Here is a 14,867-nt window from a genome sequence, read left to right as displayed (position 1 = left end):
CAAAAACATAATTAGATTTTAGAAAAAAGAATTTGTGAAGATAATGCTAATTTTTTAAATCCACGAGATTTAGAAAATTAGGATTTATAATCCTATTACTAATCAACAAATAAACTCTAAATTAATTAATATCTTTTTAAAAATGCAAGACTTTACTAATAAGAATTGATATAACGAATATAAAATTAATAAAAATGGTAAGGGTGCATATTTTATTTTTGCTAATAATTCAAAACTTAATTTTATTACTATTGATTTTTACAATAACCAGTATGATGAATTAGGTAATTTAGTATCTTGCACTTTTGATTATGACCCTTATATTAAAAATGACCAGAGTATTTTTATTACTAAAAAATTAGAGATTGATTCTGTAACTAAACAAGTAAAAGTTATTAGAAAGTTAAAAACACGATTATATAGTACTATTACCGACTTATATATTGATGATGTTAAATGAAATAACTATACAACTTTACAAAGAGAAGAAATATTGCCACTTAATTTTATTCCAATTGAAATAATTCCTAATAACCCTAATTTTGAATCTTCTGCTCGCTATGGTAAGCAATTTGCTAGTATTTTAGATATTATTGCTGAAAAGATAATGTTAGACCCATTGTTAAATAGTGGTAAATTTACCATTAATACTAATGGAGTTACTGGTGTGGTTGACCAAGAAATTAGTAAAATGCTGGCATCATTTATTGAAAATGACTTGTTATTAGTTGAAGGAGACCCTGATAGTAATTTTCAACCAGTAGACTATATTGCTGGTAATTTTAAAGGTGAACAATTAACCAAAATATATGATTGATTATTAACTAATTACTATAAAATAAATCGCCATCATGTTCCCGCAATCGCCAAGGGAGCCCAACAAATGCAAGCAGAAGTTGCTGGTGTAAATATTCAAACAAATGCATCATACGAACAAATGATATACATTAGAGAGATTAAATTAACTGAATTTATTATTAAGTTAATTAAATATGATAATGCTGTTTTAAATAGTAGAACATTCAATATTAAAAATATTGATGAGTTAATTGTTGATGTTCGCTTACCAGTAAATGCTACTTTAAACAGACAATTAAAAAACAACGAAACTATTATCAATATTCCTAATGAAGAAGGAGAACAAGAATAATGTTAAAACCATCTGAAAAAATGTTAGCACAATTAGCAGAAAATGATGAACCAATTGATTATTCAATTGATAGTATTCCGTTAGATTTTGCTATTCAATCACAGTATAGCGACCCCGATTTAGCACAATTATTTAGTGAAGACCGTGCTAGAACCCTTTATATTTATAAAATTAATAATCTTGTTAAGACAAAGCAAAAACCAATCTTAAACTACTCTCAAAATAGCGTTAAAATAGGTTTTATTGACAAAGATGAATATATTAAAATAACTGGTTATGAAATTAGTGATTTTAATTTTAAATTACAAATTCAACAAAATACCACAGTCCAAGATAATAGCACAAGTTATGTAATGATTGATGAAAAAGATATTTTAATTAATGATATTTCAAAACAAGATAAAGAATTTTTAGAATCCTATGACTTAAAAATAGTATCTATTAATGAACCAATTACCGAAGACAACAAAAATGAATGTTATATCATTGAAGAATACAAACGCCCTTATTCACCTGATGGTGTTGATATTATTAAATCTACTCATTTAGTTAAAATAACTGACTTTAAATGAAAAAATCAAAATAGTATTCATTTAGTATTACATAAATCATTATCCGAAGATACTGTCTTTACTGTAATTGAAATTAAATATCCTAAATCAATGTTATTTGGAAATATTAATTGCTGAGGCAATGTGAATGGTGTTTATTCTTATCCACAATCAATTATTCAAAATGCTAACTTAGTACCCTTACTATCAATGCCAATTGAAACAAAACCTAATGTACGAATATTTCAATATTGATTAGGATATAGTTTTTTATCATGAGTAATTGCATTAAATTATATTGAGGAAAAGGATTGTTTAATTTTAACTAGTATAGATGATTTACCATCTAATAAACAAAAAAAGTATTTAATAATGTTAGAATTGCTAGTGGAAAAATAAATTTTGCTGGAACTAGTGCAACATTTCCTTCAGAAGCCCCAAAACCAAACTGACCAGAAGGTAATCAAATAACTATAAAAGATAATGATTATGTTCAAGTAGCAAATTATTCATTAGGTATTGGTATTAGTACTCGTGATGTTGCAAAATAAGTATCAACAATTGGAAATAATAATGATAATAATTATGGTAATGTTGTTTTAGAATTTAAACAAGCACCTGTAAAAGGTAATTTAGCAGATGTATTGAAAAAAATGCTAACTTATAGATATAATATGATAGAAAATTTGAAGGTGCTAAATATGATGAAAAAGGAAATCCTATAAATAAAATTGCTGAATTACGCCAAAAATTTGAAGGACAAAAACCAGAAAATGTTATTGATGGTTTATTTGAAGAATGAAAATTTAGAAACCCATCTTATCTTAATGATAGGGCAGTAAAAAGATTTAAACAAATTGTATACATGTTCTCAAATTATGTATATAGTAATATGGCAGTAAATAAAGGTTATAATGATGATATTAAATTAATTGCTCCGTATTATTTTGAACTAGTTTCAATACCAAATGAATCAGAAAAAGATTACTGAATATTTGAAGATTGCAGAGTTAAATTAAAATTATCATATTTTAATTTTTCTGATTTAAAAAATATTAATATAGAAAATATAAAATTAAATAATTTAAAAAATATAAATAATAATATTTCAGAAAATAAAGTTTATCAATTAGAAACAAATTTTTTTAATTGATTATCAATAAGAAAGGAATTAGAAACAAATAATATTCCTTCACTTATTCTGGCAGAAATTAAACTATCAGATGGAGAATATGGCAAATACTTAACTAATTTAATTATTTCTAATAATAAATTAGAAATATGTTTAGAAAAACTATTTGATTTTCATAAAGAAAGCATTATATATTCAAAATTAGAATGATTAAATTTAATTAATAATTTTGTTCAAAATAATATTAAAATACTTTTTTCACAAAATATTAATTTTTTAAGCAAAATTGAAATATCAGGAATATGAGGTTATGGAGATTATGATATTACAATTTTTACCGAAAAAGAACAAATTAATATTAATAATTTAGAATTATTTAATAAAAACAATGAAAAATTATCATTAGTTACAATAGAAATGTAAAAAAAGTCATTTATTAAAATGACTTTTTTAATTTATGAAATAATCATCAGGATATTTTCTATCTCATTCTTTTGAATAAAGATCTGAATTTCATGTATCTATATTAAAACTATATAAATTCATTTTTTTTCAAATTTATTGAAAAATCCTCCTAAGGCAATAGAATATAATTTATCAGGGTAACTTCCTTCAACAATTGGATTGTTTGTACAATAAAGTTTTATTGTATATTTTTGTAAATTTTTATTATCTTTTGTTTTGTATCTTATTTTTATTTTTCCAATTTTTTCACCTTTATTACAAACTATTGTAGTATTATCTCTTTCAAAAAAGTTCTATATTTTTTGTCTTTTTCATGAGTAATTGCAGTAAGTGTAACTAATACAATCATGCATAAAATGAAAGTGGTAGATAATATTATATATATTGATATTATTTTATGTTTTTTAACTAATTTCAACAACTTCATAATAATTATCCTTTCAATATTATTTAAAGTTTTTAATCAATCTGGGCTCGCGGAATTTTCATAAGTTTGTGAAAAATGCCTTAAAGTTTAAAAAAACTTTTGCCGTGCTTTTCAAAATACTTGGGAAAAATTCTAAGCGTTAAGCGAAGAATTTTATAAAGGTTCCCAAATTTATTTGAAAAAACCTTAAAACTTTTTTAACTTGTAAGTCATTTTATCACAAAAATTTAAGAAAATCAACCGCTCGCCCAATTCCTGCAAATGATTTTTATAGTCTTAATGATATAATTAAAGCATTTAAAGAAAGGAAGTATATTTAATTTTATGTATAAAAAAGGAAATAAAGTTAATGTTAAAATAACAAACATTATACCTTATGGTTTTTTTGCAGAGCAGAAAAGGCTGATGGTTTAATTCATATTAGTGATATTTCAGATTACTTTGTTAGAGATATTAGAGATTTTTTTGATGTTGGTGATGAAATTGAAGTTGAGATACTAGATTTTAATTCAGTTAGAAAACATCTTAAATTAAGTTATAAAAATTGTCATTCTGAACTATTGAAAAATTATGATGGTAATAAAATACAAGAAAAATCACCTAGTTTAAAAAAACATTAAATACTAATTATTTAATAAATAAAAAGTAAATAAAATTTATAAATTTTAGAAGGTTTTTAAAACCTTTTTTATATTCCCATTTTAAAACGATATGGATAAGAACCATAAAACAAAGCATCATATGGGTCATGGTACATTTTACTATCGGGTGTGTTTGTTTTGGTATCACTAAATCTTAGTTCACTAATGCACTTATCTAAAAATGGGAAGTTATCTAATATGCCATATATTTTACCTTGAACAAACATTTTTCTTATTCAGGTTACGCGATTGATTATACCTGCTTCTTTATTAAGAGATGTCAGATGTTTTTTTGCTTTAAACATCTTAATTTTATAGCCTAAATAAGGGTAAATATCTTCTTGTAATTTTTGCATAAAGTCGTCTGCATTAATATCATAATGAAATGTAGCATATTCAAAATCATCAAATTTATCAAATGTATTAATTATTCATTGCCCGTAATGTTCAACTATTTCATTTAAATTCATTGCGTTTTTTGGTGTAACAACATTTTCTTCAATTAAATATTTATCATATTCATTATTTTCATTAATTTTATAATCACTAAATAAAAGCACCGTGTGGTCTTCACTACCATCAGCATAATCCACACCAATTGAATAACTATCAAATTGATACTGTTTTGTATTGGAATTATAAAAATCTTGTAAATTATACTCTTTAATATATTTACGATAATTTCGTAAAACATAAATACTGGGGTCATTATCATTATATTCAAAACCGTAGTATTCAAGTTCAATAAATCAGGTCGCTCTTGTTTGTTTGTTAAAACAAGTTTTTTAGTAATATCAGGTATTTTATTTCAAACAGCACCCATTGTTAATCGTAAATTAAAAATACCCAAACCATTAAATGCTTGTTTATTTTCTGAATATACTTGATTGTGTTCTTTTAAAATATTTTTAATTCTTTCATTTAAGGGTAAATATGGGGTTACAAATTTTTCATAAAAGACATGGTATTTATCAAAAGGATTAAAAGTAAATTGATTAGAATATGTTTTATGAAAATATGTTATTTAAATTATATTGTTCATTATCATTTTCATCAGTATATTTTTCAAAAGATACTTTTAAGTTTTTTGATCTAAACATCGAAATTCGCAAATTATTATAACGTTTATCTAATTCTTTATCAGTTAAAATTTCTTTTTCTTTAGCATGTATCATTTCATCTGTTCACGCCGATATAATACCACTACCTTTACCAACTTTTCCCATAATTTTATTACCATTAGCATAACCCGCAAAAGCAATGCGAACACCACTAGGAAAAACAATTTCTCCACCTTCTTTAACATTTTTAGGTCAAACAATGCCATTTTCATTGTCGGGTCCTATATCAATCCCATATTTATCATATAAATAGTTACAGACATTAATTGTATCGCCAAATGTAGTATCTTCATGAGTGTTGGCATATCTTCGTAGAATATTAGATGAAGCATCGGTAAAATTACAAGCAAAAAATAATTTTTCTGCTAAATGATTTCATGTTTTATTAGTACCACGCCCCGCTGAAACAAACTTAAAAAAAGTTGGCGAAGTAAAATATCGGGCATAACTATCATCAACAAAATCTTTAAATACTTTTCAATCAAAGCCAAAATTATAGTCACTGAAATTTAAATCATATTTTTTATTTAAATGTTCATAACTAGTAATTCGTTTTTTGTTATTAATTTTAGTAAAATCTTGCATTTTTAATTAGCCTCCTTTTTTTGATAAAATTATTTGAAGTATTAAATATAATAATTTAAAAAATTGTTTAATTACGAAAGGAAATTATAAAATGGAATTAAAACAAAATTTATTAGGAAATTATAAAGAAAATAAAAGAATAGAAACAAAAAATGAAACTAAAAATTTATTGATTGAAAGAGATAATGAGATATTTAAATTATATCAACAAGGACAAATATTACAAGGATATAAGGTTGTATCAAAAATATCAAAAACAATTAGAACAGAAGATGGAGATATACCTTTAAAAAGAAGAAGATATGTTAAATATGATGAAGAAAAAAATGAATATATAAATCGCTATCCTTTGGATCAAGAATTAGGTTTAAAAAAATACCAAAGAAATGAACAAAATTTAATAAATAAAATTACTTCATTTATGGGTGATGGAAAAAGATATAAAGATATTTTAGATACTGTTGAAAACGCTAATCTTAGTGAAAGAACAATATCTAATATTTTTAAAAATGCAGATTTAGAAGAAACCGATTACATTAGTAATAAAAATAACAATAAAATTAAAATTCCAAATAATGTTTTATATATTCAAGTTGACGGGGCTTTTAAACCTATGTTAGAAAATAAAAAAAAGTTGAAAATAAAATATTTCTTTCAACTATGCATGTTGATGTTGATGAAGAAAAGTCAACAAAAACCAGAAAAAAAATGAAAAAGAAAAAAGTCGTTTTTCAAATGATGAATAAAAATCATAAGAATAAAAATGATAAATCTAATATTGATAATTTTATTGATAAAATTTTTAAATCAATGGATACTTATGATATTAATGAAAATACTAAAATATTAATATTAAGTGATGGTGAAAAACAAATTAAAAAAATTTATAGAGCAGTAAAAGCAAAATATAAAAATAAGACTGTATCATATAGTTTAGATAAATTTCATTTATCAAATAGATTTAAACAATTATTCCCAAATCGAAATAGAATCAAAATTCATAGAATAAAATATAAATTAGCAAAAATATATTTCTTTACTGGAAATTATAAATTATTATTAGATTTTTTAATATGTCATTTACCATATGTTATTGATAATAAAAAGAAATTTTTATTAGAGACTATTGAATTAATTAAAAATAATAAAGAAGGAATTGAAAATCAAGCGTTAGAATATAATATTGGTTGTCATGTTGAAGGTGATGTATCACATTATATTAAGGCTGTTAAAGGGCGTGGCGCAAAAATATATTGTAAAGAAACATTTATCAATATTTTAATTGCTTCTATGTTAAAACTTAATAATCAAATTAATGATGAGAAAGTTAATAAAACTAATAAAAATAATAAAGAAAAAATTGAATTTAATATATTTAATTTAAATCAATCTCAAAATCAATTTTTATCTTTATAAAAAATAAAAAACCTGTTAAAATTACAATTAAACCAAGATAAAAAAGAAAAAAGTGGAGTAGGCTGTAAACCACTGAGCCTATTACTTTTAAAATAGGTACCAACTCCACTTTGATTAATTATAATTATAACATTTTTATTTAATTGGTCAATAAATCATATTAATTGTTTTTTCTGTACTATTTTCAAAAGTATTTTTTAGTGTGTCAAAATTTATAATTTTATAAATTATTTCTTAAAATAAAAATTATGTTTTTAAAATAAGCGAAACTTAATTTGTTTCTAATTACTTAATTTTATTAAAAACCTCAAAATAATGTATACCACCAAATAATTTTAAAAGAGAGTGGTTATTCACAAACTGATAAAATTAATTTTGACAATACAATAACTTTATATACTAAAAATATAACTAATAATATTCAAACAGTTGCCACTGGTTATACTAATGGTTTATCAAGTGATAATTATAAAAATAGTTATATAACTGAAAAAGGTAAAAGTAGTGGAGATATTAAATTTTTACTTCAAATAACAAAATTATCTAATAGTGATAATGATAAAATTAAAGAAACATATTTACAAGCATATTATACAAATGATTTAAAATTAAAAATTAGATTTTCAAAATTAATATTTACTCAATTATTTCTGCGTAATAATAATTCTAATTTTCTATTTTTTTATTCTGGTAATGATAAAAATATTATATTGGATGTTTCTAATCCAAATGTATTGGATATTAGAAATAAAAGTGATAACCCTGTTAAAATAACTATTAAACCAAATTAAAAAGAAAAAGAGATTTTACATCTCTTTTTTTATTCTCCATTAACTTTTACATTACCATTATCATCAATAATTAAATTAGGTTCTTGTGTATCTAAATTTCAACGATAAACTGATTTAAAATTATTACTGTTTTTTCCTCAAATTAAAGTTGGTTCATTAATTAATTTAAAAATAATTAAATCAATCTTAGTATCATTATGTGAATAATAGCGTAATTGAATTTTATATTTTTCTTTTTCCTGTAGAAGTTTATATCTATATTCATGCTTTGGAGGTATTATTTTTTCATCATTTTTAAACTTACTAATATTTCAATTTTGACCTTTTCATACTACATAATATGATTTATTATCAACTGTATTAAATGGTTTTTCTTGTGGTGCTATTCATTCTAAAATACCATCTTTTGCTTTTATATTATTCTTTTCTTTTTCTTTTAATAATTCTTCGGGTGTATATACTATTCGTCTATCACAAGCAACTAAACTTATTGTACTTGTTCCAATTAAAGTTATTGTTCCTAAAATACTTAATAATAATCTTTTCATTTTTTAACTTCTTTCTATTTAAATTAATTGTGCAGCAGGTAATTTAAAATTTTTTAAATTTAATGTAGTTGAAATACTGCTAAATCCCTGTGGTTCAAAAAAATGCCAAATATTAAATTTTAAATTAAAACTATTAATTATTTTTTCAGATGATAAATCAATAGGAAAATTTATGCTAGTCATTGTAAAACCTATTATTGGTGTATTTATAGGTTCAGCAATTCTAGTATATTCTGGATTTAATTCTTTTAATTTATCATAAATTTTTAATAATAATGCATTTTTAATTTCTTCTTCTGTAACATTTTTAACATCTTTAGCAATTATTTTTTCTGGTGAATTAATTGTTTTAATTTCATTATTATAATAAACTCATTTTTTTATTTTTATTTTTATTTTTGCATTATTTTTATTATTTTTTTTATCTATAACATTTGCCTCTAATTCAATAATTGTTTTATTTTTTATATCAATTGGAAATGTTTGATTTATAAATTCAATTTTAAAACTATCTTCATTTAAATTAGTATTATCTATTAAAAGAAGCTCTAAAACTTTACTTTTTAATTCTCTATTAATATCATCATTTTCTAAAATATATTTTCTTAATTTAAAATCATCATTTGATAATTTATTTATTATTATTTCTTTATTATTAATTTTTGTAATATCAAAACTATAATTATTAGGATTGGGGCTACCTACAAAAAGTTCATTATTACTAGTATTTTTTTCAATTTTAAAATTAATTGTTTTTTGACCGTTAAAATCAACTATGGTAATTACTGCACTATTTTCAGTAACATTTGTAATATTGATATTTTTTATATCTAACTGCGGATTTAATTTTATTATTTCTTCTTTAATTTGTTGTTCTATTGGTTTGTTAGACCCATTAGTTTTAAATACATGTTGAGATTTATTATTTATTATTGCATTTCTTTTTACTCTATTTATTTTTTTTATACCTAAATTTCCTCAATTTAATTTATTAATATCTTTTTTATCATCTTTTTTTATTTTTTTTTCATTATTTTTATTAGAACAAGAACAAGAAATTTCACTCAACGGAGCAGTTCCACTAACTGTTAATACACTTAATAAGCTTAAAAGTTTTTTCATTTTATATTTTCCTTTCTTTTATCTTGAAACTTTTTTTTCAAGATCTTATTGACTATTATATATATATATATATATATAATCAACGGTAAATTAGTTAATAAAAATAAAAAAGTGACAATAGTAAGCACTTTTCTTGATATTTTGATAAATAATTATTCATAGAAAAGATTACTACAAATATTTTAAAACAAGGTAAGTAATTTAATGAATAAATTACTTAGATAAATTATATACTTTTATTACGCATTTTAAGACCTAAATTAGCAATAAAATATATTAAGTTTAGTATTTTTTATATATAAAAAGTATTGTATTGGTAAAATAGTATGATATTATTATTGCAGTTAAATAAAAAAGAGAATGACCTTACATCATTCTTGCTTTATATTATATACTAATAAATAATTATTTCAATTTCATTATTATACTTTTATATTATTTGTTTAGTATTTGTATACAAAATATATTGTAATTGTGAACTATTGGTATATAATTAAAAGCATAGGTTTAATCTTTTTTCCGTAAAAAAGAGTTTATGCTGACTTGTTAATCGGACAAGAATAAAAAAAGAGAGGTTTATAAAATGGCAATTACAAAAGAACAATTAATTGAACAAGGTTTAAGTGAAGAGATTGCTGAAACTATCTTAAATCAGTTTAATAATGAAGTAAAGCAAATTAGAGAAAGTGTGCAAAAACGTGAAGATGTTATATTAAAAGAAGATTTTATTAAATTATCTAATGAATTAGATGAATTAAAAGCTTTTAAAAATGTTCCATCTACTAAAATTGAAGATATTAAAACTAATTTAAATAAAGTTAGTGGTAGTTCTTTATCTGAAAAAATGCAAACTTTAAAAGAATTAAAACCTGATTTGTTTGTTGAAGAACAACCATCAGTTTCACCAACTAATTTTATTAAAGATATGATTGAAAAATCAACTGAAAATAAAAATGATGAAATTGAAACTATTAAAGAAAAAGGAGCATATACTACTGATGAAATTAAAAAAAATAACTGATTATACACTTAAAAACCTTAGATAATAAGGGAGTGAAATATTATGGCAACAATTAATTTGCCACAAGTACCTTTTACATTACAAGGTAATACAACAGATCAAAAAGCGTATGTTGATATGGTTAATGCTTTATTGTGTGGACCTTTATATAATGAATATGCAAGTATTATGCAGTATGCTACTGCAACCGCAGAACAAGTTGCTTGATTACCTAATGCTGGTCAAGCACTATATAATTTAACTCATCGTGTGGTATGACAAGATGATTATTCATTGCCAAATGGTGGGACAACTCAAACAATGGGATTAACAAGAATTTCAGTTCCTGTTGATAAAAGATTTAATTTAAAATTAATGAATGAAGCTTTTGACTTAGAATTAATAGAACAAAATATTAAAAATGACGTTATTGCTGATGCTATTTCTAGTGTTGTACAGAATAAATTTGTTAATTTAGAATGTGAATTAATTCAGGCTATTTATGATTATTGTTTAGCAGATGGTCAATATGAAGTAATTCCATTTCGTAGTTATACAGCCGAAAATGCAAATGATGCAAATAAAGCATTCTTTACATTAAATGAAACTTTGATTGAATTAACAAATCAAATTAGTAATTTATATTTTGGTTTACCAACAGATAAAATGTTTATGGTTTTAGGTCGAAGATCATATTTAGGATTAACACCTGCTTATTTAAAAGTAATTGGTTCACAAGCACAATTAAAATCGATGGTTAATGGTGAATTATATGAAAATACAGCAATGGGTATTCCAGTATCAAAAAGCTTTCATTTAGAAAAAACATATACAAAAGGACAAGTTAACCGTGATAAAGGTTATAATTTTACTAATGTAAATGGTTTAATTATTAATAAACAAGTATGAGCTTATCCAATTAATATGGATACTATTCAACAAGTTTTAGATAATGATACTGCTAATCCTAAATGAATTGGTAAAGTTCAATATGCAACACCAACTATTTTATATCCTAAAACATGTAAAATTATTTTAGAAAAACAACCAAGCCAAGATGAAATTACTGCCGCTAAAAGTAATCTAAATAAAACTTATCGTGTTCCTATTGATTATGTAATTCCAGCACCTAAAACAAACTCACAAGGTTAATAGAAAATGAATTTACTAATATTACGAGTTTTAACTTTATTAGTATCTAATTTAGAAAATAAACCTTTAATTAAGTAAATTTGTAAATATTAAAAATAGAGAACAATTTAAAAATGAAAATTATTTAAATACTAATTGACAACCTTTAAATAGTAGTTGACTTGATAGTGGTATGTTTAATATTACAAATAAATTAACTTTAACAGGTAATTTAACTATTTTAATATATACAAAAACAGCAAAACATCCGAAATTTTATGGACCTTATGTTTATCCTAGTGTTCCAGTTGAAATATGAAAATTATTAAGTAATGCTCTATCTAATGCAAGAACTTTATTTTGGCGTTATTGATTAAGAAAATGATTACCTAGTCACTTAAGATATTATATTAAAAAACGATTACCACAAGCAATTACAACAAATTAAAAAGTTTATTAATAATTTAAAGATTGGACATTTTAATTTTAATTTTGCTGGTGAAATTAATAATAAAAAATGGTATCGTGAACACCGAAGTGATGTTAAAAATATTAAGAATTTATATAAAACACCAGTTAAAAATATTTTTTACAAAACTAATCAAACTATTAAAAAAATTAAGAAAGCAAAAGCAAGAGTTAATAGTTATAAGCCAAGTAATTTAAAAAATAAATATCGTAATCAATTAAGAGGTGTATTATATGGAAAATAATTTAAGTAATTTATTATTTATAAGAGTTGAAGATGTTAAAGAAAGTAAACTTTGACAACCTATTAATGAAAGAAAACAATCTGCTTATAATGATAATTTAATTTATAATGCTATTTTAAAAACTAGTTTATGAATGGATAGATTATCAGGCGGGACAATTTCCGATAAGATTAATAAAAAAGATTTATTTCCATGAGTAAAAAAAGATAATACTGGTTTAATTGAATATGATAAATGATTAAGTTATATTCAATCTGCTTGTTTATTAGCAGTTATAAATTGATATTTACCAAAAGGAGTTAATGATTTAACTGGTAGTGCTTCATTTTCACAAGGTGGAGTTGCTTATTCACAAACTAATGACCCTGAAGCAAATGAAAATATTACCAGAGATGTTAAAAATGCTTTAAAATTAGCCGGTGAAATAATTGATATTATATCTAGTAAAACAGTATCTAGACCATATAATTATAGTTTAGATAATTATGCTCATCCATGAGAAGAAGAATATAAGCATATTAGTAAAAAACTTTTTATCCAACATTATTATTTTGATTAAAAGAACGATTACAAACAGATAATTCAATAAATATTTTTTATCCAACTGTTAATGATTTTTCTAAAATTGATTATAACGAATATATTAAAATTATTGTTCCGTTTGATAATGACACTATTTATTATGAAAATAATGTTTGAAAAGCAAAACAAAGTGGTGAAATTCCATCAGATGTTATTAAAGATAGTGATTTAAATAAAGATTATATTGAAAAAGTTAATGGTAAATATATTGTAAAAACATCACAAGATTTAAAAAGTAATTATTATAATAAAAATGCAGTTGATAATTTTTAGGAAATAAACAAGATAAATTAATAAGTGGAACAAATATTAAAACTATTAATGGTAATTCATTATTAGGTAGTGGTGATATATCTATTAGTAGTGGCAATGATTGAGAATTAATTAATTATCCAGAAGCAAACGAAAAATTAAGATTTAAAATTCCAGATTATGATTTAACAAAATATTACTATAAAATATCAATTTCAATAACAGATTATGCATCTGCTAATAAATTTGTAACACATTATTTTGAAACAATATCACAAAAATCATTTTTTTCATTTTTAGCAGCTAATTTTTATGAAAGTATAACAATTAAGCAAGATGGATCAATTAAAAATGAAACAAATAATATTGTTATTAAAGATTTAACAATTAAAAGAAAATTAATAAATAATAGTGAATTAATGTCAGATAAACCACATTCTATTTATAATCGTGATATGGATATTGATTTACCAAAAGAAACATCGGATTCTTATGATATATTGATAAGAAAAATAAATAGTGCAACAACTATTAATGAATTAAATTTACTTGAAAAACATCCAATATGAAGAATTATTTTAAATAATAGAAATGATATTAAAAAACTATTCAATAAAAAATGATTAGAATTAAATAAAAATGAATAAAAAATTAAATGAGGTAAATAATTATGAAACAAGATAAAACAACTTGATTAAAGGGTGCCTTACCTTGAAATTGATTTAAAAAAGACCCTATTCCGTCTTATAATTGAACTCATAAAGATATTAGAGAATGAGAAAGAAAATATAAAATTCCTAGTTGAATAGTTAGTTTTTATACAATATTATTTTTATTAATTAATGGTTGGTTAGAATATGGGATGATTAATGGCATTAAAGATGAAATTAATTGATATAATTATGGTCAATATTGAGGTAATGGAATTGCTATATTATTAACACCTTTATTTACTCATGGAATTCAGGGTATATTTGTTGCTAGTAGTAAACCAAAGGTAGATATGAAAATTGATATACCAAGGTTAAAAATATCTAAAATAGGATTAGTATTTACAATATTACCTTTAATTACTTTAATAATTTCTTTAATTATTATTTGGATTGATAAATCAAAATAAAAAAAAGACCATTTACGACATTATTTAGATTGTCGTATTAATCCGCGTGTTATTCAACCAAGAGTAGCAAAACAATGAAATAATTTAGATGGTATAAACAGAAGAAAAATTAAAAAATAT

At 22.5% G+C, this 14,867-nt stretch carries 16 protein-coding genes; 12 read left to right on the top strand and 4 right to left on the bottom strand.

Going from position 1 to position 14,867, the window contains the following annotated elements; all coding sequences use genetic code 4:
* The first annotated feature begins 142 nt into the window (after positions 1 to 142).
* From ACZ91P_RS08655 to ACZ91P_RS08640, 4 genes are all read left to right on the top strand, one after another.
* Positions 143 to 1,150, top strand: coding sequence for a hypothetical protein (locus tag ACZ91P_RS08655; RefSeq protein WP_465155088.1), 1,008 nt, complete (start codon positions 143 to 145; stop codon positions 1,148 to 1,150).
* Positions 1,150 to 2,100, top strand: coding sequence for a hypothetical protein (locus ACZ91P_RS08650; protein ID WP_465155086.1), 951 nt, complete (start codon positions 1,150 to 1,152; stop codon positions 2,098 to 2,100). Before ACZ91P_RS08655 ends, ACZ91P_RS08650 begins: the two co-directional genes overlap by 1 nt.
* A 493-nt stretch (positions 2,101 to 2,593) precedes the next feature.
* Positions 2,594 to 3,256, top strand: a complete 663-nt coding sequence (locus ACZ91P_RS08645) for a hypothetical protein (protein ID WP_465155084.1) — start codon at positions 2,594 to 2,596, stop codon at positions 3,254 to 3,256.
* Between the two features lie 843 nt (positions 3,257 to 4,099).
* Complete coding sequence (locus ACZ91P_RS08640; protein WP_465158973.1) at positions 4,100 to 4,345, top strand: S1 RNA-binding domain-containing protein; 246 nt, start codon at positions 4,100 to 4,102, stop codon at positions 4,343 to 4,345.
* A 68-nt stretch (positions 4,346 to 4,413) separates the two neighbouring features.
* On the opposite strand, the gene ACZ91P_RS08635 is transcribed toward ACZ91P_RS08640, so the two are convergent.
* Together ACZ91P_RS08635 and ACZ91P_RS08630 are read right to left on the bottom strand one after the other, a co-directional pair.
* Positions 4,414 to 4,959, bottom strand: coding sequence for a hypothetical protein (locus tag ACZ91P_RS08635; protein WP_465155082.1), 546 nt, complete (start codon positions 4,957 to 4,959; stop codon positions 4,414 to 4,416).
* A gap of 414 nt (positions 4,960 to 5,373) precedes the next feature.
* Entirely contained in the window at positions 5,374 to 6,072 is a 699-nt protein-coding gene (locus ACZ91P_RS08630; RefSeq protein WP_465155080.1) for a hypothetical protein, read from the bottom strand.
* Positions 6,073 to 6,163: 91 nt separating this feature from the next.
* Here ACZ91P_RS08630 and ACZ91P_RS08625 point away from each other — a divergent pair, with 91 nt between their 5' ends.
* The gene (locus ACZ91P_RS08625) at positions 6,164 to 6,922 is read left to right on the top strand and encodes a UPF0236 family transposase-like protein (protein ID WP_465158937.1); all 759 of its coding nucleotides are present in this window, start codon (positions 6,164 to 6,166) and stop codon (positions 6,920 to 6,922) included.
* Positions 6,883 to 7,488 carry a hypothetical protein gene (locus ACZ91P_RS08620; RefSeq protein WP_465158936.1) on the top strand — a complete coding sequence of 202 codons (606 nt, stop codon included), beginning with the start codon at positions 6,883 to 6,885 and terminating at the stop codon, positions 7,486 to 7,488. Before ACZ91P_RS08625 ends, ACZ91P_RS08620 begins: the two co-directional genes overlap by 40 nt.
* 820 nt (positions 7,489 to 8,308) lie before the next feature.
* Here ACZ91P_RS08620 and ACZ91P_RS08615 read toward each other — a convergent pair.
* Positions 8,309 to 8,827, bottom strand: coding sequence for a lipoprotein (locus tag ACZ91P_RS08615; RefSeq protein ID WP_465158934.1), 519 nt, complete (start codon positions 8,825 to 8,827; stop codon positions 8,309 to 8,311).
* An 18-nt stretch (positions 8,828 to 8,845) separates the two neighbouring features.
* The gene (locus ACZ91P_RS08610; RefSeq protein WP_465158933.1) at positions 8,846 to 9,949 is read right to left on the bottom strand and encodes a hypothetical protein; all 1,104 of its coding nucleotides are present in this window, start codon (positions 9,947 to 9,949) and stop codon (positions 8,846 to 8,848) included.
* Between the two features lie 583 nt (positions 9,950 to 10,532).
* Here ACZ91P_RS08610 and ACZ91P_RS08605 point away from each other — a divergent pair.
* The 6 genes from ACZ91P_RS08605 (at position 10,533) to ACZ91P_RS08580 (ending at position 14,747) form a co-directional block, all read left to right on the top strand.
* A complete protein-coding gene (locus ACZ91P_RS08605) occupies positions 10,533 to 10,982 on the top strand; it encodes a hypothetical protein (RefSeq protein WP_465158931.1) in 450 nt (149 codons plus the stop codon).
* 30 nt (positions 10,983 to 11,012) lie between these two features.
* Entirely contained in the window at positions 11,013 to 12,101 is a 1,089-nt protein-coding gene (locus ACZ91P_RS08600; protein ID WP_465158930.1) for a hypothetical protein, read from the top strand.
* A 172-nt stretch (positions 12,102 to 12,273) separates the two neighbouring features.
* A complete protein-coding gene (locus ACZ91P_RS08595) occupies positions 12,274 to 12,528 on the top strand; it encodes a hypothetical protein (protein WP_465158929.1) in 255 nt (84 codons plus the stop codon).
* Between the two features lie 254 nt (positions 12,529 to 12,782).
* Positions 12,783 to 13,352: a hypothetical protein gene (locus ACZ91P_RS08590; protein WP_465158928.1), complete on the top strand. Its 570-nt coding sequence runs from the start codon at positions 12,783 to 12,785 to the stop codon at positions 13,350 to 13,352.
* A gap of 694 nt (positions 13,353 to 14,046) precedes the next feature.
* Entirely contained in the window at positions 14,047 to 14,274 is a 228-nt protein-coding gene (locus ACZ91P_RS08585; protein WP_465158926.1) for a hypothetical protein, read from the top strand.
* 23 nt (positions 14,275 to 14,297) lie between these two features.
* Positions 14,298 to 14,747 (top strand): hypothetical protein, encoded by a 450-nt coding sequence (locus ACZ91P_RS08580; protein WP_465158924.1) that lies wholly within the window; start codon positions 14,298 to 14,300, stop codon positions 14,745 to 14,747.
* The last annotated feature ends 120 nt before the right edge of the window (positions 14,748 to 14,867 follow it).

The sequence above is a fragment of the Spiroplasma endosymbiont of Halictus nicosiae genome, assembly GCF_978018445.1.
The sequence above is the reverse complement of the archived record's forward strand: the minus strand, read 5'-3'. Positions and strand labels throughout refer to the sequence as shown.